The organism is Pseudomonas sp. FBCC-B1565 (assembly GCF_059133265.1).
The window spans coordinates 3,599,412-3,619,945 of the sequence record NZ_CP101438.1; the positions used below are offsets into that span (position 1 = coordinate 3,599,412).

The following is a 20,534-nucleotide window of genomic DNA, read 5'->3' on the forward strand; positions in this document are numbered from 1 at the left end:
TGTTTCTCCTTTTCACAGCAGGTGGGCCATCTTCAGCTTGCCGGTTTTTCCCAGCGGTATTGCGCCAGCTCCGGGTTCAACGGGGTGCGCGCAAACACGTTAGCGAAGTTGCACAGGGTTGCCAGGCTCACGCCCAAAATAACTTCCAGCGCCTGGCCCTGGGTATAACCGGCGGCGAGGAACGCGTCAAAACCGGCATCGCTGACATCGCCACGGGTGGCGATCACTTCGCGGGTAAACGCAGCCAGTGTTTCGTAGCGGGCATTCGGCAGTTCGCCGCGTTGGCGCAGGGCGTCGATGACTTCTTCCGGCAATTTGGCCTTGTTGCGTGCCACGGCAGTATGGCCGGCCACACAGAAATCGCAGCCGTGGGTGGTGGCGGCGATCAGTTGCACCACTTCGCGATCAGCCAGGCTGAGTTCGGCCTTGGCGTTCAGCCCGGACACGGTGATGTAGGTCTCCAGCGCCGCCGGGGCGTTGGCCAGTACTGCCAGCAGGTTGGGGATGAAACCCGAGCCTTTCAGCGCGTTTTCCAGGAAGGGCTTGGCCGCTTCCGGCGCGGTTTCAGGGGTGAGCAAGGGTACACGGGACATGGAGTGGTCTCCTGATGGGTTCGTGTATCCAGTCTGTTGGTTATAAAAAATCGTCTCAATAGGCTAAAGTAGCGATTACTTGCTCTTGAGTCTTTCCATTAGATGAATTCGTCCAGTGCACTTGTCGATTGGTTATTAGACAGCCTCGAACTCGACACCAGCCTGTTCCATGTGGGCCGCTATTGCGGCGACTGGCATGCCAGCACCCATGGCCTGGCAAGCGCGAGTTTCCACCTGATTGTGCAGGGCCAGTGCTGGCTGCATATCGAAGGCGACGCCACGCCGCATCGGCTGGATAACGGCGACGCGGTGTTCCTGTTGCGGGATTTGGAGTATCGCCTGTCCGGTGAGCCCACCGCCGCCAGCGCCCAGGAATGCCCCCGTGTACCGATGGAGCCCCTGGACAGCGCCGCCCACGATGGCGTCGGCCTGGTCTGCGGGTTCTTCCACTTTCAGTCAGGCCTGTCGGCGATGATCGTCGACACCCTGCCCGCCTGGATCATCCTGCGCGCAGGCGACCCTTCGCTGACCGCCGCGCGCAACCTGTTCGAACTGATCCTGCACGAGTGCGAGCGCGTGCCGGCGCCCTCTTCGGCCCTGCTTGAACGGCTGTGCCACCTGCTGTTCCTGTATGTCCTGCGCCAGCAGGTGCTGGACAACCGTGAGCTCGGCGGCCTGGCGGCGCTGGCCCGGCAACCGGCGTTCGCCAACCTGCTGGAACAGTTGATCGCCCATCCCGCCGACGCCTGGACCCTGGAAAGCATGGCCGCCTGTACCGGGCTGTCACGCTCGGCGTTTTTCAAGCGCTTCAATGAACTGTGCGGACAGTCGCCGGGCCAAGTGCTGCTGATGATGCGCATGCGCCATGCCTGCCAGCTGTTCAAGCAGGACCAGACCGTGGCGGATGTGTCGCTGGCCGTGGGGTATCAGTCGGTGGCGGCGTTTACCCGTGCGTTTCACAAGGTGACCGGGCAGCAGCCTGGGGCGTATCGCAAGGCCCAGGCCTAGCGCTGCAAACCAGTGCCGGGCCGGGCGCAAAGCTCGATCAGCCAGTCTACAAATACGCGTACTCGCTGGGACAGTTGACGGTGTGGCGGATACAGCGCCGACAGGGCCATTTTCGGCACCGCCAGGCTGGGCAATACCTGCACCAGGGTGCCTTCGGCCAGTTGACGCGTCGCGTGGTAAGCCGGCGCCTGGATCAAGCCGAACCCGGCTTCACAGGCCGCGAAGTAGCCGTCGGAACTGTTCACCGCCAAGCCTTTTGACAGGTTGAACGTGCGCAATTGGCCGTCGACTTCAAACTCCAGGCCAAAGCGTTTGCCAGTGACGCTGGAGACGTACTCGACCATCTGATGGTTGGCCAGGTCCTCCAACGATGCCGGAATACCCCGGCGCGCCAGATACACCGGGCTCGCCAAGGTCAGTTGATCCATCATCGCCAGAGGCCGTGCCACCAGCGATTCATCCAGGGCCAAACCACCGCGCAGCACGCAATCCACGCCTTCACGGATCAAGTCCACCGGGCGGTCGTTGAGACTGATCTCCAGTTCGATCTGGGGATAGCGGGCCGTGAATGTCGGCAATGCAGGGATCACGATCAAGCGCCCGATGCCTGACGGCATGTCAACACTCAAGGTGCCGCGCGGGTTCTGGCGTTGCGTGGAAAATACCGCCTCGGTTTCCTCAAGGTCCGACAGTAATTGCACACAGCGCTGGTAATACGCTGCGCCATCCAGCGTCGGGCTGACTTGCCGCGTGGTGCGCTGCAACAGTTGCACGCCTAGGTGTGCCTCCAATTGCTTGATCAACACCGTCACCGAGGCGCGGGGTAGTTGCAGGCTGTCGGCGGCCTTGGCAAAGCCACGCAGTTCGACGATACGGGTGAACACGCGCATCGCGTTGAAACGGTCCAAGGGGCGGTTCCTTGCGCTGATTATTTAGATATTACGAATAGTGTTAGTGCTTTTAGCCGGTTTATCCAGGTTTTGTCGAGCGTGACAATGCAGGCCTTCCCATCCAAGGAGCAACACCCATGCATACCCGCCAACTCGGTACCCACGGCCCACTCGTCTCAGCCATCGGCCTCGGCTGCATGGGCATGAGCGATTTCTACACCCCCGACAGCGACACCCGCGAAGCCATCGCCACCTTGCACCGTGCGCTGGAACTGGGCATCAACTTCCTCGACACCGCCGATATCTATGGCCCGCACACCAACGAAGCACTGATCGGCAAGGCCATCGTCGGCAAGCGCGACCAGGTGTTCCTGGCCAGCAAGTTCGGCATCGTGCGTGACCCGGCCAATCCCGCCCTGCGGGGTGTGAACGGCCGCCCTGAATACATCCGCAACGCCATCGACGGCACCCTGCGCCGCCTGGGTGTGGAGACCCTCGACCTGTACTACCAGCACCGCATCGACCCGGACGTCGCCATCGAAGAAACCGTCGGCGCCATGGCTGAGCTGGTGCACCAGGGCAAGGTGCGTTACTTGGGCCTGAGCGAAGCCTCCGCCGCCACCCTGGAGCGTGCCCACAAGGTGCACCCGATCAGCGCCCTGCAAAGCGAATACTCGCTGTGGAGCCGCGACCAGGAACATAACGGCTGCCTCGCCACCTGCCAGCGCCTGGGCATCGCCTTTGTGCCCTACAGCCCGCTGGGCCGTGGTTTTCTCACTGGCGCGCTGCAAAGCCCGGACGACTTCGGCGCCGATGACTATCGCCGCTTCAGCCCACGCTTCCAGGGCGAGAACTTCGCCAAGAACCTCGAACTGGTCAAACAGGTGCAGGCGCTGGCCGCCGACAAAGGCATCAGCGCCGGGCAACTCGCCTTGGCGTGGGTGCTGGCGCAGGGTGATTTCATCATTCCGATTCCCGGCACCAAGCGGCGTAAATACCTGGAAGAGAATGCCGCCGCGCTGTCGGTCAGCCTCAGCCCGAGCGAACTGGCGGCCCTGGAGGTGATCTTCCCCGCCGAGGCGCCCGCTGGCTTGCGCTACCCCGAGGCAGTGATGGCCATGCTGGATATCTGAATAAACACCGCGCCGCTCATCGGCGCGGTTTTTTCTTGCACGATCGTACCTAAAGCTCCGCCCTGCCAGGCCGATAGCCCTACGAAGCTCTAAAAAAGCCGCGTCGATAATAAACGCTTCGTAAGGACGACCCCATGCCCCCACTGCGCTCCATCCAAGCCCGCTATACCCTGTTCCTGGTGCTGTTCGTCCTGGTGTTATTTGTGTTGACCGTAGTGGGTATCGGCCAGTTGGTCGCGCCCAAGCTGCAGCACACCGAAGAACAGGTGGTGCTCAACCGTATCGCCGAGGTCGCCGAGCAGATCCAGGGCGAACTCAACAAGGTCCAGTCCCAGCAACGCAGCATCACCCAGACCATTCCATTGCTCGACAGCGATGCCATCGACAAGGTCCTGCCGGGCCTGGTCGACCAGTATGGCGAGCTGAAAGTCTTCGGCGGCGGTATCTGGCCGCTGCCCAACCAGCGCACTCCGGGGCGCAACAAGCACAGTACGTTCTGGCACCGCGATGCGTCAGGCAAGCTGGCCGTGAATACTTTCTGGAACAGCGACCCGGCGCCCAACTATTACGACCAGAGCTGGTACAAGGGCGGCCTCGCCTCGCCTCGTGGTCAATGTGCCTGGGCCGCCGCCTACAAGGACGACGCCAGCCAGGAACCGCGCACCAACTGCGCCATGGCGATCCAGCGCGACGGCGTGCCCTACGGTGTTGCAACCATCGACGTGACCCTGGGCTTCTTCAATGACCTGGTCGCCAGCAAAGAAAAAGACATTGGCGGGCAAATGCTGATCGTCGAAGGCGACGGCAAGATCATCAGCAACAGCTCGCGCATCAGCGGCCCGGTGGTGTTGAAAAACATCAGCGAACTCACCGGCACCTCGGCGTTTGCCGCCCAGGTCAGCAAAGCCCTGGCCCACCGCGACCAGGCGCTGCAACGCAATGAGTTCGACAACCAGGGCGTGGCCAACACCTTCTACATGCGCCCCATCGAAGGCACGCCGTGGTTCCTTGCCACTGCCCTGCCGACGTCGCTGATCACCGCCCAGCGCAATGACGTGCTCGGCACCCTGGCACTGTTGCAGATCCCGATGGTGCTGCTGCTGGTGCTGCTCGCGGCGTATGCGATCCGCCAACTGGTGCAGCGCATGAAATCGCTGAAAACCAATATCGACGCACTCTCCGCCGGCGACGCCGACCTCACGCGGCGCATCACCATCCGCGCCGAAGATGAACTCGGGGCCATCGGCCATTCGGTGAACCGCTTTATCGTCTACCTGCAAAACATGATCGGCGAAGTGACCCAGGCTACCGGCGCCATGTCGTCGAGCCTGGCGCAGTTGCAACAGACCTCGGCGCATACCAACCAGATCCTGGTGCGGCATGCCTCGGAGACAGACCAGACGGTGACCGCCATCACCGAAATGAGCTCCACCGCCGACACCGTGGCGCAAAACGCCGCCGAAACCGCCGCATTCACCCAGCGTGCCAACGAGCATGCCGACCGTTCCCGCGTGGTGGTCGGTGAGGCGTCCAACAGCGTCAGCGCGTTGATTGGCGAAGTCTCCAGCGCCACCCACAGCGTGGAAAACATGCGCCAGGACGCCGCGCGCATCACCGAAACCCTCGGCGTGATCGGCGCAATTGCCGGGCAGACCAACCTGCTGGCCCTCAATGCCGCCATCGAAGCGGCAAGGGCCGGCGAGCAAGGCCGTGGTTTCGCGGTGGTGGCCGATGAAGTGCGTGCGCTCGCCGCACGCACCCAGGCCAGCACCTCGCAGATCAACGACATGCTCACGCGCTTGACGGCAGGCGTGAGTTCCTCGGTGGCGGCCATGGAAAACACCCAGGCCAGTTGCCAGTCGGCGGCGGACGCCACGGCGCGGGTGAACACCGGGCTGGATGAAATGGCCGGCTCCGTCAGCCATATCAACAACCTCAGCACCCAGATCGCCACGGCCGCCGAGCAGCAAAGCGCGGTGACCGAGGAGATCAACCGCAGCATGGTGCAGATCCGACAAATGGTCGAAGAGCTGGTTCAAAGCGGCCACGCTACCGAAAACAATACCCAAAGCCTGCTGGAGGCGAATGGTCGGGTGATTACCTTGATGGGTCGATTCAAGGTGCGCTGATAAACGGCTGAGACACTCCCGTGCAATGTGCGGGAGTGGGACTATTCTGACAGTTCGAAGACGCACAGGAGGTGTGCCATGCGCGCAGCCGAGCAGTCGGTCCGCTTGGAGCGGATCAGTCAGGAACGCTTTATCCAGGCGCCCATCGATGCCGTTTATGACTATGTGACCCAGCCGGATCGCTGGCACGAATGGCATCCCACGTCCCTCGGTGCCGACACCGGCACCACCGGCTCACTCCCCGCCGGCGCCCGCTTCACCGAAATGATCGACCTGCTGGGGGTACGCGTACCCATGAGCTACCGCGTGCAGATCGCCCGGCGCCCCGGCGAGTTCAAGACCGTGTTTACGTCCCTGGCCGTGGATGGTTCGATTCATTACTTTCTCATGCCCCATCAGGGCGGCACGCTGTTCAAGCGGGTGCTGACCTATGAAACCGAACTGCAACTGGCCACCCTGCATGAACGCATGATCGAGTTGTCGGCGATTGCCCTGGACCAGCTTAAGCACCGGCTGGAAAATCCGCCGTTCGTATAATCTTGAAACATTCTCGCCGTGCAGGCGCTGGCTTGCCTGCGATGACGTCGTCATGATCGCCGCCATCCCAATGGTCACCTCCTGCACGCGAGATCCTATGAAAACCCCATTGCGCCTGGCCCTGCTGTCAACCCTGTTCACCGCCACCCTGGCCCAGGCCGCCGACCTGATCCCCATCGACGTGCACCGCGACGCCAACTGCGGTTGCTGTAAAAAATGGATCAGCCACCTGGAAAGCAACGGCTTCAAGGTCAATGACCATGTCGAAGCCGACATGAGCGCCGTCAAGCAACGCCTGGGCGTAGCGCCGCGCCTGGGCTCGTGCCACACCGCCGTGATCGACGGCAAATTCGTCGAAGGCCACGTGCCCGCCGAACAGGTGTTGGCCCTGCGCAAACGCGACGACCTGCTGGGCGTCGCCGCGCCGGGCATGCCCATGGGCTCGCCGGGCATGGAAGTGGAAGGCCGCAGCGAGGCCTATCAGGTCATCGGCCTGACCCGTGAGGGTAAAGACGTGGTGGTGGCTGAATACCCGGCGCAATGATCGCGGGTTACCTCGGGCTTTTCTTCGCGGCGTTCGGCGCCGCGACCTTACTGCCCCTGCAATCGGAAGCCGTACTGGTCGGCCTGCTGCTCAGCGGGCATTACAGCCTGTGGCTGTTGCTGGGTATCGCCACCCTGGGCAATGTGCTCGGTTCGGTGGTGAATTGGTGGCTGGGGCGCTGGGTGGAGCACTTCAAGGGGCGGCGCTGGTTTCCGGTCAGCGACCAGCAACTGGACAAAGCCCGCAAGCATTACCAGCGCTGGGGCCATTGGACGCTGTTGCTCAGTTGGGTGCCGGTCATTGGCGACCCGCTGACGCTGGTGGCCGGGGTGATGCGCGAGCCGTTGTGGCGATTCCTGTTGCTGGTGACCCTGGCCAAAGGCCTGCGTTATGGCGTGCTGGCCGCCGTGACCTTGCAATGGGTGTTAATCCCCACTTAATCGCTAGTTAATCCTTGGGCAACAGCATCCGAACCCTCTTTCTCGGAGCCCTGCCCATGCCTCTGTTCCGCGCTTTTTGCATCGCCGGCCTGCTCACGGCCACCACCGCCCCGGTATTTGCCGCCACCTACGGTCCTGAACTGCAAGGCTTTGAATACCCCTATCCGCTCAAGCATTTCGAGTTTCAGTCCCAAGGCGAATCCCTGCAAATGGGCTACATGGACGTGCCGGCCAATGGCAAGCCCAACGGCCGCAGCGTGGTGCTGATGCACGGCAAGAACTTCTGCGGCGCCACTTGGGAAGGCTCGATCAAGGCCCTGAGTGACGCCGGCTACCGGGTGATCGCACCGGACCAGATCGGCTTCTGCAGCTCCAGCAAGCCTGATCATTACCAGTACAGCTTCCAGCAACTGGCGCTCAATACCCACCAACTGCTGGAAAAGCTCGGTGTTCAGAAGGCCACCCTTATCGGCCATTCCACCGGCGGCATGCTTGCCACGCGCTACGCCCTGATGTACCCCGCGCAAACCGAACAGTTGGCGCTGGTCAATCCGATCGGCCTGGAAGACTGGAAAGCGTTGGGGGTGCCGTCGCTCAGCGTCGACCAGTGGTACGCGCGTGAGCTGAACGTCAGCGCCGAGGGCATCCGCAAGTACCAACTCAATATCTACTACGTGGGGCGCTGGAAGCCGGAGTACGAGCGCTGGGTGGACATGTACGCCGGCCTCAGCAACGGCCCCGGGCATACGCGGGTCGCATGGAACTCGGCGTTGATTTACGACATGATCTTCACCCAGCCGGTGTACTACGAGTTCAAGGACCTGAAGATGCCGACGCTGCTGCTGATCGGCACATCGGACAACACCGCCATCGGCAAGGACGTCGCGCCGCCAGCCGTCAAAGCCAAGCTCGGCCACTATGCCGTGCTGGGCAAACAGGTGGCCAAGCTGATCCCCCGCGCTACCCTGGTGGAATTCCCGGGCCTGGGGCATGCGCCGCAGATGGAAGAACCGGAACAGTTTCATAAAGCACTGTTGCAGGGGCTGAACGCCCTTTAATCCAACCTTTTTCGAGGCACTCGTGAATGTCGGTACAGATTGCAGTCATTGATGATTGGCAGAATGTGGCCAGTGGCGTGGTGGATTGGTCAGTCCTTGAAGCGGTGGGCCAGGTGCACTTCCTGCACGATTACCCGGCGGATACCGCCACGATGATTGAGCGTTTGCGGGAGTTCGAGGTGATTTGCGTGATGCGCGAGCGCTCCAGCTTCGACAAGGCCCTGCTGCAAGGCCTGCCCAAGCTCAAATTGCTGGTGACCGGCGGCATGCGCAACGCCGCCATCGACATTCCCGCCGCCAAGACCCTGGGCATCCAGGTCTGCGGCACCGACAGCTATAAACACGCAGCCCCCGAGCTGACCTGGGCGTTGATCATGGCCTCCACCCGCAATCTGGTGGCCGAAGCCAACTCGTTGCGTGCCGGCGACTGGCAGGTGGGCCTCGGCGGCGACCTGCACGGCAAGACCCTGGGGATTCTCGGCCTGGGCAGCATTGGCCAGAAGGTCGCGCAATTTGCCCAGGTGTTCGGCATGCGCGTGATTGCCTGGAGTGAAAACCTCACGCCGGAACGGGCAGCCGAGGTTGGTGTGACGTGGGTCAGCAAGCAAGCGCTGTTTGAACAGGCGGACATTCTCACCGTGCACTTGGTACTCAGCGAGCGCAGCCGTGGGCTGGTGGATGCCCAGGCGCTGGGCTGGATGAAACCCGGCGCGCGCCTGGTCAACACCGCACGCGGGCCGATTGTGGATGAACAGGCACTGGTGCAGGCCCTGGAAAGCGGCCGCCTGGCCGGGGCGGCGCTGGATGTGTATGCCGAGGAGCCATTGCCGGCGGATCACCCGTTTCGCAGGTTGCCGAATGTGCTGGCCACCCCGCACGTGGGCTATGTGAGCGAGCAGAATTACCGGCAGTTCTATTCACAGATGATCGAAGACATTCAAGCCTGGACGAACGGTACGCCCATTCGCGTGCTGGGCTGACGCACCATCCCAGGGCGCTCCGCACAAGCGCGGCGCCCACCCGACCTTGTAGTGAGCAGGCTTGCCCTGCGCTGGGGCGCGCAGCGGCCCTGAATATCGGTTCAATCTTCGAAAGTCCCGGTTGGGAGCGCTTCGCACTCCAGCGCAGGGCAAGCCTGCTCACCACAGGAATCGGCGGTTTCTGCAAGAGCATATGGTTACAATTTTTTTGTCCTACAAAATCTTCCTAGAAACCCTACAGGCTCTGGGATCTGTCCTAGACTCATGACCGATGGGTCCGTTCCAAAACAAAAACCCCGCAGAAAATCTAAACTTTTCAACTCGGCCATTGGTCAAGTTTTAAGGTACGACGAGCACACACGGTTCCAGCCCGATGCCCGTCCATCCAATCTATATCTGCCAACCGTGCAACTGGCATAAGCCTTGCCAGATCTGTACAGCGCTTGTGCGCGTGGCCGCAGGATGCGGTCGACGGAGTTAATGGCAGCCGGCCATTAGCCGACCAACACGTGGAGAGAACTATGATCAGTGCCGCAGCAAGTATTCAGGGAGAGCGTGTTAGTCAGACCGTTGGCGGGGCAACCGCGTTGGCTGACCTCACCACGGTGCGGCCGGTTCCCACCTACAACCCCAATCGCAAGAAAGTCCTGTTTGTGACCTCCGAGTTCGCCGACCTGGTGAAGACCGGCGGCCTGGGCGACGTCTCCGCCGCCCTGCCCCGCGCCATGGCCCACCTGCACGATGTGCGGGTGCTGATCCCCGGTTATCCGCAGGTGATGGAAAGCGACAACCCGATCCATATCATCGGTGAGCTGGGTGGCCACGCCGCGCTGCCGCCGTGCAAGATCGGGCGCATGGACCTCAAGGATGGCCTGGTCATCTATGTACTGATCTGCCCCGAGCTCTACGAGCGCGAAGGCACGCCGTACGGCGCCAACAACGGCCGCGACTGGCCGGACAACCATATTCGCTTCGCCCGCCTGGGCCTGGCCGCCGCCGACATGGCCGCCAACCTGGCGCAGATCCACTGGTGCCCGGACCTGGTGCACGCCCACGACTGGCCCGCCGGCCTGGCCCCGGCGTACATGCACTGGCGTGGGTCACGCACGCCAACCCTGTTCACCATTCATAACCTGGCCTATCAAGGCGTGATCAGCCTGGCGTCGACGCCAGAGCTGGGCATTCCGCCCCACGCCCTGCAACAGGAAGGCATGGAGTTCTACGGCAAGATGTCGTTCCTCAAGGCCGGCATGGCGTATTCCAGCCACATCACCACAGTGAGCGCCACCTACGCCCGGGAAATCACCACACCCGAGTTCGGCTGCGGCCTCGATGGCTTCCTGGCCAGCAAGACCCAGCAAGGGTTGCTCAGCGGTATTCCCAACGGCATCGAAGACAGTTGGGAAACCTCCACCGACCCGCACCTGACGCACAACTTCAATATTGGCGACTGGGACGGCAAGGCGGTCAACGCCGCCCAGGTACGCAACCTGTTCGGCCTGCATGATTCGACCGGCCCGCTGTTTGCGGTGGTGTCACGCCTGGTGTTCCAGAAAGGCCTGGACCTCACCGAAGCGGTGGCCAGTTTTATCGTCGAGCACGGTGGGCAGATCGCCATTATCGGTCGCGGTGAGCCCGAAGAAGAAAACGCCATGCGTGAACTGGCGCTGCGCTTTCCCGGCCAGATCGGTGTGCGCATCGGCTTCAACGAGACCGATGCGCGCCGCATGTTCGCCGGCAGCGATTTCCTGCTGATGCCGTCGCGCTACGAGCCCTGCGGCCTGAGCCAGATGTACGCCCAGCGCTTCGGCTCGCTGCCCGTCGCCCGCAACACCGGCGGCCTGGCCGACACCATCGAAAACGGCGTGACCGGCTTTCTGTTCAATGAATCCACGGTCGACAGTTACAAAGAAGCCTTGAGCCGCGCGTTCAAGGTGTTTGCCTTCCCTGGCCTGCTCAATGCCATGCGCAGCCGGGCGATGACCCAACCGTTCAACTGGAGCCAGGCGGTGGAACCCTACGCCGAACTGTACGAGCAGCTGGTGGCTAAAGCACTGGGGAAATCCGCTAAATAATCAACGGGAGGTCTCTATAGATGCCGTTACGGACTCTGGAAACCTGGCCCCACGGCGCAATTATGCTGGACGCGCAACACACGCGTTTCGCCTTGTGGGCGCCAGACGCGTTTTATGTCAGCGTTGAATTGGAACACGGCAAGTCCATTGCCATGCTGCCTCAGGCAGAGGGCTGGTTCGAAACCGAAATAGCGTGCCCGGCGGGCACGCGCTACCGCTTCAATATCGATGGGGAAATGGATGTACCCGACCCCGCGTCCCGCGCCCAGGCCGCCGATGTGCACGGCTGGAGCGTGGTGGTCGACTCCCTCGCTTATCACTGGCGCCACAGCACCTGGCAAGGCCGCCCCTGGCACGAGGCCGTCATCTATGAACTGCATGTCGGCGCCATGGGCGGTTATGCCGCCATCGAAAAGCACTTGCCACGCCTGGCCGAGCTGGGGGTTACCGCAATTGAACTGATGCCGCTGGCGCAATTCCCCGGTGATCGCAACTGGGGCTATGACGGGGTCCTGCCCTACGCGCCCCAAGCCTCCTACGGCACGCCCGAACAGCTCAAGCACCTGATCGACAGCGCCCATGAGCACGGCCTGGCGGTGATCCTCGACGTGGTCTACAACCACTTCGGCCCGGACGGCAACTACCTGGGCCAGTACGCCAAGGGTTTCTTCCAGGAGGACGTGCACACGCCCTGGGGCGCCGGCATCGATTTCAATCGGCGCGAGGTGCGCGACTTTTTCCTGGATAACGCCTTGATGTGGTTGCTCGAATACCGCTTCGACGGCCTGCGCCTGGACGCCGTCCACGCCATCGACAACCCGGACTTTCTCAAGGAACTGGCACACCGCGTGCGCGAGCAGGTGGATACCGGCCGGCACGTCTGGCTGATGCTGGAAAACGAACTCAACCAGGCCAGCCTCCTGCAACAGGATTTCGACGCGCAATGGAACGATGACTTCCATAACGTCCTGCATGTGCTGCTGACCGGCGAAACCGACGCCTATTACAGCGACTTCGCCAAGGAGCCCACGACCAAACTGGCGCGCTGCCTGGGCGAAGGTTTTATTTATCAGGGGCACACCACCCGGCACGGGCATGAGCGTGGCGAACCCAGTGGGCATCTGCCGCCGAGCGCGTTTGTGGCGTTCCTGCAGAACCATGATCAGATCGGCAACCGCGCCCTGGGCGAGCGCCTGCATCAACTGTGCTCGCCACAGGCACTGAGGGCGGCGACCGCACTGCTGTTGCTCTCTCCGATGATCCCGCTGATGTTCATGGGCGATGAGTCGAATGCCAGCGAGCCATTCCTGTTTTTCACCGATCACCATGGTGAACTGGCAGAAGCGGTGCGCGAAGGCCGTCGCAATGAGTTCAAGGATTTCGCCGCGTTCCAGGACCCGGAACGACGCGAGCGCATCCCCGACCCGAATGCCCTGCCGACCTTTTTGCAGACCACGCCGAACTTCGACGACAACGAACACACCCAGCTCTATCGCCAGTTACTCAGCCTGCGTCACCGTCATATCGTGCCGCATCTACCCGGCAGCATGGCCCTGGGTGCCGAGGTATTGGCCGAAGGCGCCGTGAGCGCCCGTTGGCGCCTGGGCGATGGCAGCCTGTTGCAGATTGACCTCAACCTGAGTGCCACGCCGCTGGATCAGCCGGCGACGGCGCCTGTCCTGTTTGAAACGCCTGCCAGTACCGGCGCACACCTGCCGCCGTACAGCGCACGCGTCACCCTATCCCCTGTTGGAGAGCACCCTTGAGCGAAGCGAACCTGGAAATCCTCGCCAGCCGAGCGGGCCTGGCCGTCGATTGGATCGACGCAAACGGCCGCCCGCAACGAGTGAAACCCGACGCCCTGCGCGCCGTCCTCAAAGGCCTGGGCCACCCCGCCGACACCGATGCCGAAGTCAACGCCAGCCTGCTGGCCCTGGAACAGGTGCAACAAGACAAACACCTGCCGCCCCTGCTGACCATCGACAGCGGCGCAGGCCTCGACCTGGCGCGCTACTTCGAACCGGACACCCTGTGCCGGGTCAGCCTTGAAGACGGTGAAACCCTGGAGCTGCGCCTCGATGGCGACGCGGTCCTGCCCGGCGTCATCGCCCTCGGCTACCACCAGGTGCACATTGCCGACCAGACTTTCACCCTGGCCGTCGCCCCCACCCACTGCTACAGCGTCGGCGAAGCGGTCGACAGCCGCCCTGCCCGCGCCTGGGGCCTCAGCGCGCAACTGTACAGCTTGCGCCGCCTGGGCGATGGCGGCTTCGGCGACACCCTGGCCCTGGAGCACCTGGCCCGCTCGGCGGCCGAGCGCGGCGCCGACGCCCTGGCGATCAGCCCGATGCATGCGATGTTCAGCGCCGACACCGCGCGCTACAGCCCGTACTCGCCCTCCAGCCGCTTGTTCCTCAACAGCCTCTACGCGTCGCCGGGTTGCATCCTCGGTGAGCGCGAAGTGCGCAACGCCATCGAGGCCTGCGGCCTGGCGGATGAACTGCACGACCTGGAGCAACACAGCCTGATCGACTGGCCCACTGCCGCCAAGGCCAAACAGCGCCTGCTGCGTGCGCTGTACGAAGACTTCCGCCACGGCCACCACCCGCAACACGCCGACTTCCAGAGTTTCCGCCAGGCCGGCGGTGAGGCCCTGGAAAACCACTGCCGTTTCGAAGCCGTGCAAGCGACCCGCGCCGCTGCCGGTGAAGACCTCGACTGGCGCCACTGGCCAGAAGACTGGCGCACCCCACAGAGCCCGGCATTGGCGCGGTTCGCCGAAGACCACCGTGACGAAATCGGCTACTTCGCCTTTTGCCAATGGCTGATCGCCCGTTGCCTGGAGCGCGCGCAACAAGCCGCACGCGGCAGCGGCATGGGCGTCGGCCTGATTGCCGACCTGGCGGTGGGTGCGGACGGCGGCGGCAGCCAGGCCTGGAGCCGCCAGGATGAATTGCTCGCCGACCTGACCGTGGGCGCGCCTCCCGACATCCTCAACCGCGCCGGCCAGGGCTGGGGCATTTCCGCGTTCTCCCCCGAAGGCCTCAAGCGCCACGGTTTTCGCGCCTTCATCGAAATGCTGCGCGCCAACTTCGCCCATGCCGGCGGCTTGCGCATCGACCATGTGATGGGCCTGCAACGCCTGTGGGTGATCCCCATGGACGCCTCGCCGCGTGACGGCGCCTACCTGTATTACCCGGTGGACGACCTGCTGCGCCTGTTGGCCCTGGAATCCCACCGCCACCAGGCCATCGTGCTCGGTGAAGACCTGGGCACCGTGCCGGACGGCCTGCGCGAAAAACTCATCGCCCGCTCGATCCTGGGCATGCGCGTGCTGCTGTTCGAACAGAACCACGAAGGCCAGTTCAAGCCGATCCTCGACTGGCCGGACAACGCCCTGGCCACCACCAGTACCCACGACTTGCCCACCCTCAACGGTTGGTGGCACAGCCGCGATATCGAGTGGAACATCCAACTCGGCCTGATCGATGCGCCGACCGTGGAGCAATGGAGCGAACACCGCCTGCGCGAACGCCAGGCACTGCGCCAGGCCTTGAGCCAGGACCCGCAGAACTTCGTCGAAGAAATCCGCAATGAAACCGACCACATGATCGACGCCAGCGTGCGCTACCTCGGCCACACCCGCGCCCCGCTGGTGCTGCTGCCGCTGGAGGACGCCCTCGGTGTGGACGAACAAGCCAATCTGCCCGGCACCACGGACACCCACCCTAACTGGCGCCGTCGCCTGCCGGGCGAGGCGTCGAGCCTGCTCGACAATGCCGGCGCCGCCCGCCGCCTCGAACTGTTGGCCGTCGCGCGCAACCAAGCCTATGAGCGTGACCGATGAAAGCACTGCCCCTGCGCGCCACCCAGCGTCTGCAATTCCATAAAGGTTTTACCCTCGATGACGCGGTGCCGCTGGTGCCGTATTTCGCCCGGCTGGGCATCAGTCACCTGTATGCCTCGCCGCTGCTCAGCGCCCGCGCCGGTTCCATGCACGGCTACGATGTGGTCGACCCCACCACAGTCAACCCGGAACTCGGCGGCGAGCCGGCCCTGCGGCGTCTGGTCGCGGCGTTGCGTGAACACGACATGGGCTTGATCCTCGATATCGTCTCCAACCACATGGCCGTCGGCGGTGCCGATAACCCCTGGTGGCTGGACCTGTTGGAATGGGGCCGCCTGAGCCCCTACAGCGAGTTCTTCGACATTCAGTGGCACTCGCCGGACCCCTTGCTCAAAGGCCAATTGCTGATGCCGTTCCTCGGCAGTGACTACGGCGAAGCCCTGCAGACCGGCACCCTGACCCTGCACTTCGATGCCGACCACGGCGCGTTCTACGTCGAGCATTACGAACACCGCTTCCCCATCTGCCCCAAGGATTACGCCGCGATCCTGGGCACCGATGAATCGCTCAAGCCCCTGGCCGAGCGCTTCAGCGCCCTCGCCTACCAGGACGACGCCTACCACGAGGCCGCGTGGCTCAAGCAAGCGCTGGCCGAGCGCGCCACCGAGGTGCTCCCGGCAATCGAACAACGTTTGACGGCCTTCGACGGGCGTCAGCCCGATGGCTTCAAACGCCTGCATCAGTTGCTCGAACAACAGGCCTACCGCCTGGCCAGTTGGCGCACGGCGGCGGACGATATCAACTGGCGGCGCTTCTTCGATGTGAATGAACTCGGCGGCCTGCGCGTCGAGCGCAGCGCCGTGTTCGAAGCCACCCACGGCAAGATCTTCGAACTGATCAGCGAAGGCCTGGTGGATGGCTTGCGCATCGACCACATCGACGGCCTGGCCGACCCGCGTGGTTACTGCCGCAAGCTGCGCCGCCGGGTGGACTCGCTGTCGCCTGAGCGGCACTTGCCGATCTTCGTCGAGAAGATCCTCGGCGAAGGCGAAACCCTGCGTGAAGACTGGCAGGTGGACGGCACCACCGGTTACGAGTTCATGAACCAGTTGTCACTGCTGCAACATCACCCGGACGGCTTTGCGCCACTGGCCGCGTTATGGACCCGTCACAGCGAACGGCCTGCGGCCTTTATCGAAGAAGCGCAATTGGCCCGCCAGCAGATCCTCAACGGCTCCCTCGGCGGCGACTTCGAAAGCGTGGCCCAGGCCCTGCTGCAAGTGGCCCGCGACGATGTGATGACTCGCGACCTGACCCTCGGCGCCATCCGCCGGGCCTTGCAGGAACTGATTGTGCATTTCCCGGTGTACCGCACCTATATCAGCGCCCGTGGCCGCAGTGCCGCCGACGACAGGCTGTTCCAGCAGGCCATGGACGGCGCCCGCACGACCCTGGGCGAAGGCGACTGGCCGGTGCTCGACCACCTGGCCAACTGGCTGGGCGGCCAGCCGTGGCGCAATCGCCCGGTGGGCCGTGAACGCAAGATCCTCAAGCACGCCTGCGTGCGCTTCCAGCAACTCACTTCGCCCGCCGCGGCCAAGGCCGTGGAAGACACCGCGTTCTATCGCTCGGCGGTATTGCTGTCGCGCAACGACGTGGGCTTCAGCACCGAGCAGTTCAGCGCACCCTTGGCCGACTTTCATGGGGTCAACCAGCAACGCCTGCAGAGCTTTCCCGACAACCTGCTGGCCACCGCTACCCATGACCACAAGCGCGGCGAAGATACCCGCGCGCGCCTGGCGGTATTGAGTGAATGTGCGCCCTGGTACGTCGAGCAGGTCGAGCAGTGGCGCGCCCTCGCCGCACCGCTGAAGGCGGAGGCAAACACGCCATCGGCGGGCGACGAGTTGATCCTCTATCAGGTGCTGCTGGGCAGTTGGCCCCTGGACCAGACCGACGACTTCGAGGGCTACCGGCAACGCCTGTGGCAGTGGCAGCAAAAAGCTCTGCGTGAAGCCAAGTTGCAAAGCAGCTGGAGCGCGCCCAACGAAGCGTATGAACAAGGCGTCGAAGCCTTCCTGTCGCGGCTGCTGCTCAGCGATGAAGGCCACACGTTACGCACTGCCATTGGTGCCGCTGCCCAGGCCATCGCGCCGGCCGGTGCGCTCAATGGCCTGGCGCAATCCTTGCTTCGCATGACGGTGCCGGGTGTACCGGACCTGTACCAGGGCGATGAGTTCTGGGACTTCAGCCTGGTCGACCCGGACAACCGCCGTCCAGTGGATTTCAACGCCCGGCAACAGGCACTGGATACCCCACCGGACATCGGCGAACTGTTGTTCAACTGGCGCGACGGGCGTGTCAAACAGGCGTTGATTGCCCAGGTGCTGGGCTTGCGCAAGGCCTGTCCCGAGCTGTTCCGCAACGGCACCTACACACCGCTGCAAGTGCACGGCAAACACGCCGAACGGGTGGTCGCGTTCGCGCGTGAATACCAGGGCAAACACCTGCTGGTGGTGGTACCGAGGTGGCCGCAGGACCTGCTTGAAAACGGTGTGCATCCAATGATCAATGCGCAGGTTTGGGGCGATACGCGGGTGAAATTACCGTTCGCCGCGTCAACCAAAAACTGGAAGGGACTTTTTCATACAGGCGCAGTCACACCAGACAAGGAGCTGTTGATCAGCACTGCCCTGGGGGATTTCCCGGTCAATGTCTTTATCAATCCTGATGATCAAGAAAGCTGAAAATTCTCTGTGAGGAGCATTGCGATGAGTACTGACGAAAAACGCATAAAAGAGTTGGCGCACCAGATCTGGGAGTCCGAAGGCAAGCCCCATGGGCAAGACGCGCGGCACTGGGAGATGGCGCGCAAACTGGCCGAAGCCGAAGCGCTGACGCCGAGCAAACCCAAGGCCCCCGCCAAGCCCAAGCCACCGGTCAAAGCCAAGCCGGCCGCGAGCAAGCCGGCGCCACCGGCCGCTAAAAAACCACCCGCCGCGAAGAAACCCAAGCCTTGATTCCCCACCTCTTGTCGGCGCTGTCGGCAAGAGGTGATTCCACCTACCAGACTCTCAGCTGAAATTTCGTCGGCACGGCCGCGTTCGGCCTGAAGAAAGACCCTTGCAGGAGCAACTCAATGAGCAAACCCGATAAAACCCCATCGACGCCGGGCAACGAACCGTCGCGAATCCGTGAAGGTTTGCCCTTCCCGCTCGGCGCCACCTGGGATGGCCTGGGCGTCAATTTCGCCCTGTTCTCGGCCAACGCGACCAAGGTCGAGCTGTGCCTGTTCGACGACACCGGCGAGGTCGAGCTGGAACGTATCGAACTCCCCGAATACACCGACGAGACCTTCCACGGCTACCTGCCCGACGCCCATCCCGGGCTGATCTACGGCTACCGCGTGTACGGTGCGTATGACCCGGCCAACGGCCACCGCTTCAACCACAACAAATTGCTGATCGACCCCTATGCCAAGCAGCTGGTGGGCGAACTCAAATGGTCCGAGGCACTGTTCGGCTACACCATCGGCCACCCGGATGACGACCTCAGCTTCGACGAACGCGACAGCGCGCCTTTCGTGCCCAAGTGCAAGGTGATCGACCCGGCGCACACCTGGGGCAACGACCAACCGGTACGCGTGCCGTGGGACCGTACGATCATCTATGAAACCCACCTGCGCGGCATCAGCATGCGCCACCCGTCCGTGGGCGAAGCCGTGCGCGGCACGTGCGCCGGGCTGATGGAAGACGACGTGCTCAAGCACATCCGTCAGCTGGGCGTGTCGTCGGTGGAGCTGCTGCCGGTGCACGCCTTCGTCAACGACCAGCACCTGCTACAAAAAGGCATGACCAACTATTGGGGCTACAACAGCATCGCTTTTTTTGCCCCCGACCCACGCTACCTGGCCAGCGGCAAGATCGCCGAGTTCAAGGAGATGGTCGCGCACCTGCATGAACAGAAGCTCGAAGTGATCCTCGACGTGGTCTACAACCACACCGCCGAAGGCAACGAGCGCGGCCCGACCCTGTCGATGCGCGGCATCGACAACGCCTCGTACTACCGCTTGATGCCGGACGACAAGCGTTTCTACATCAACGACTCCGGCACCGGTAACACCCTGGACCTGAGCCACCCCTGCGTATTGCAGATGGTCACTGACTCGTTGCGCTACTGGGCCACCGAGATGCATGTCGACGGCTTCCGCTTCGACCTGGCGACGATTCTTGGCCGCTACCGCGATGGTTTCGACGAACGCCACAGCTTCCTCGTCGCCTGTCGCCAGGACCCGGTGCTGCGCCAGTTGAAAATGATCGCCGAACCCTGGGACTGCGGCCCCGGCGGCTATCAGGTGGGCAACTTCCCGCCGGGCTGGGTGGAATGGAATGACCGCTTCCGCGACACCGTGCGTGCCTTCTGGAAAGGCGATGACGGCCAATTGGCCGACTTCGCGGCACGCATGACCGCCTCCGGCGAGATGTTCAACCATCGTGGGCGCCGTCCCTACAGCTCGGTGAACTTCATCACCGCGCATGATGGTTTCACGCTGCATGACCTGGTGTCGTACAACGACAAGCACAACGAAGCCAACGACGAAAACAATCAGGACGGCAGCAACAACAACCTGTCCTGGAACCACGGTGTCGAAGGCCCGACCGACGACCCGCAAATCAACGCCCTGCGCCTGCGCCAGATGCGCAACTTCTTCGCCACATTGCTCCTGTCCCAAGGCACACCGATGCTGGTGGCCGGCGATGAATTTGCGCGCACCCAGCACGGCAACAACAACGCCTACTGCCAGGACAGTGAGATCGGTTGGATCAACTGGGACCTGGACGAAGACGGCAAGGCGCTGCTCAAGTTTGTGAAGCGTTTGATCAAGCTGCGCCTGGCCTACCCGATCCTGCGCCGTGGACGCTTCCTGGTGGGCGATTACAACGAAGACATCGGCGTGAAGGATGTCACCTGGCTGGCCCCGGATGGCAACGAGATGACCACCGAACAGTGGCAGGACAGCCACGGTCGCTGCCTGGGCATGTTGATGGATGGCCGCGCCCAGGAAACCGGGATTCGCCGGGCCGGTGCCGACGCAACCTTGCTGTTGGTGGTCAACGCCCATCACGACATGGTCAACTTCCGCTTGCCGTCGGTGCCCGAAGGTGAGTTCTGGACCTGCATGCTCGACACCAACGAGCCCGCCGTACGCGGCCAGGAACGCTTTGAGTTCGATCACGAGTACGCCGTGACCGGCCGTTCGCTGTTGCTTTTCGAGTTGCAGCGCGAAGACGAGGTGTGAG

The 20,534-nt window shown here is 63.0% G+C and carries 16 protein-coding genes and 1 pseudogene; 15 read left to right on the plus strand and 2 right to left on the minus strand.

Annotated features, from left to right (window positions below; genetic code table 11):
• Nucleotides 1-32: 32 nt before the first annotated feature.
• Nucleotides 33-593: a carboxymuconolactone decarboxylase family protein gene (locus tag NL123_RS16930; RefSeq protein ID WP_248481361.1), complete on the minus strand. Its 561-nt coding sequence runs from the start codon at nt 591-593 to the stop codon at nt 33-35.
• A gap of 102 nt (nt 594-695) precedes the next feature.
• Between NL123_RS16930 and NL123_RS16935 the strand changes: the two genes are divergently transcribed.
• Nucleotides 696-1,601: an AraC family transcriptional regulator gene (locus NL123_RS16935; RefSeq protein WP_494355846.1), complete on the plus strand. Its 906-nt coding sequence runs from the start codon at nt 696-698 to the stop codon at nt 1,599-1,601.
• Here NL123_RS16935 and NL123_RS16940 read toward each other — a convergent pair.
• Nucleotides 1,598-2,509, minus strand: coding sequence for a LysR family transcriptional regulator (locus NL123_RS16940; protein WP_071495487.1), 912 nt, complete (start codon nt 2,507-2,509; stop codon nt 1,598-1,600). The two genes, NL123_RS16935 and NL123_RS16940, sit on opposite strands and share 4 nt — an antisense overlap.
• Nucleotides 2,510-2,628: 119 nt before the next feature.
• Between NL123_RS16940 and NL123_RS16945 the strand changes: the two genes are divergently transcribed.
• The 14 genes and pseudogenes from NL123_RS16945 to glgX all read left to right on the plus strand — a co-directional run bounded on the left by NL123_RS16945 (nt 2,629) and on the right by glgX (nt 20,533).
• Nucleotides 2,629-3,624: an aldo/keto reductase gene (locus NL123_RS16945; RefSeq protein WP_494355847.1), complete on the plus strand. Its 996-nt coding sequence runs from the start codon at nt 2,629-2,631 to the stop codon at nt 3,622-3,624.
• Between the two features lie 134 nt (nt 3,625-3,758).
• Nucleotides 3,759-4,844: pseudogene (locus NL123_RS16950) on the plus strand (cache domain-containing protein); the annotation flags it as partial.
• A 201-nt stretch (nt 4,845-5,045) separates the two neighbouring features.
• Nucleotides 5,046-5,753: a methyl-accepting chemotaxis protein gene (locus NL123_RS16955; protein WP_494358320.1), complete on the plus strand. Its 708-nt coding sequence runs from the start codon at nt 5,046-5,048 to the stop codon at nt 5,751-5,753.
• A gap of 78 nt (nt 5,754-5,831) precedes the next feature.
• Nucleotides 5,832-6,290, plus strand: coding sequence for an SRPBCC family protein (locus NL123_RS16960; protein WP_494355848.1), 459 nt, complete (start codon nt 5,832-5,834; stop codon nt 6,288-6,290).
• Between the two features lie 97 nt (nt 6,291-6,387).
• A complete protein-coding gene (locus NL123_RS16965; RefSeq protein ID WP_058426721.1) occupies nt 6,388-6,834 on the plus strand; it encodes a DUF411 domain-containing protein in 447 nt (148 codons plus the stop codon).
• A complete protein-coding gene (locus tag NL123_RS16970; protein ID WP_494355849.1) occupies nt 6,831-7,274 on the plus strand; it encodes a YqaA family protein in 444 nt (147 codons plus the stop codon). The genes NL123_RS16965 and NL123_RS16970 overlap by 4 nt, the downstream gene beginning before the upstream one ends.
• Nucleotides 7,275-7,330: 56 nt before the next feature.
• Nucleotides 7,331-8,332, plus strand: coding sequence for an alpha/beta fold hydrolase (locus tag NL123_RS16975; protein ID WP_494355850.1), 1,002 nt, complete (start codon nt 7,331-7,333; stop codon nt 8,330-8,332).
• A gap of 26 nt (nt 8,333-8,358) precedes the next feature.
• A complete protein-coding gene (locus NL123_RS16980) occupies nt 8,359-9,312 on the plus strand; it encodes a D-2-hydroxyacid dehydrogenase family protein (protein ID WP_494355851.1) in 954 nt (317 codons plus the stop codon).
• A 521-nt stretch (nt 9,313-9,833) separates the two neighbouring features.
• Entirely contained in the window at nt 9,834-11,387 is a 1,554-nt protein-coding gene (gene glgA / locus NL123_RS16985) for a glycogen synthase GlgA (RefSeq protein WP_494355852.1), read from the plus strand.
• 20 nt (nt 11,388-11,407) lie between these two features.
• Nucleotides 11,408-13,153, plus strand: coding sequence for a malto-oligosyltrehalose trehalohydrolase (gene treZ, locus NL123_RS16990; protein WP_494355853.1), 1,746 nt, complete (start codon nt 11,408-11,410; stop codon nt 13,151-13,153).
• Nucleotides 13,150-15,234, plus strand: a complete 2,085-nt coding sequence (malQ, locus tag NL123_RS16995) for a 4-alpha-glucanotransferase (protein WP_494355854.1) — start codon at nt 13,150-13,152, stop codon at nt 15,232-15,234. Before treZ ends, malQ begins: the two co-directional genes overlap by 4 nt.
• The gene (locus tag NL123_RS17000) at nt 15,231-17,981 is read left to right on the plus strand and encodes a malto-oligosyltrehalose synthase (protein ID WP_494355855.1); all 2,751 of its coding nucleotides are present in this window, start codon (nt 15,231-15,233) and stop codon (nt 17,979-17,981) included. The genes malQ and NL123_RS17000 overlap by 4 nt, the downstream gene beginning before the upstream one ends.
• A 24-nt stretch (nt 17,982-18,005) precedes the next feature.
• On the plus strand, nt 18,006-18,254 hold the full coding sequence (locus tag NL123_RS17005; protein WP_248481341.1) for a DUF2934 domain-containing protein: 249 nt from the start codon (nt 18,006-18,008) through the stop codon (nt 18,252-18,254).
• A gap of 119 nt (nt 18,255-18,373) precedes the next feature.
• Nucleotides 18,374-20,533, plus strand: coding sequence for a glycogen debranching protein GlgX (glgX, locus tag NL123_RS17010; protein ID WP_494355856.1), 2,160 nt, complete (start codon nt 18,374-18,376; stop codon nt 20,531-20,533).
• The last annotated feature ends 1 nt before the right edge of the window (nt 20,534 follow it).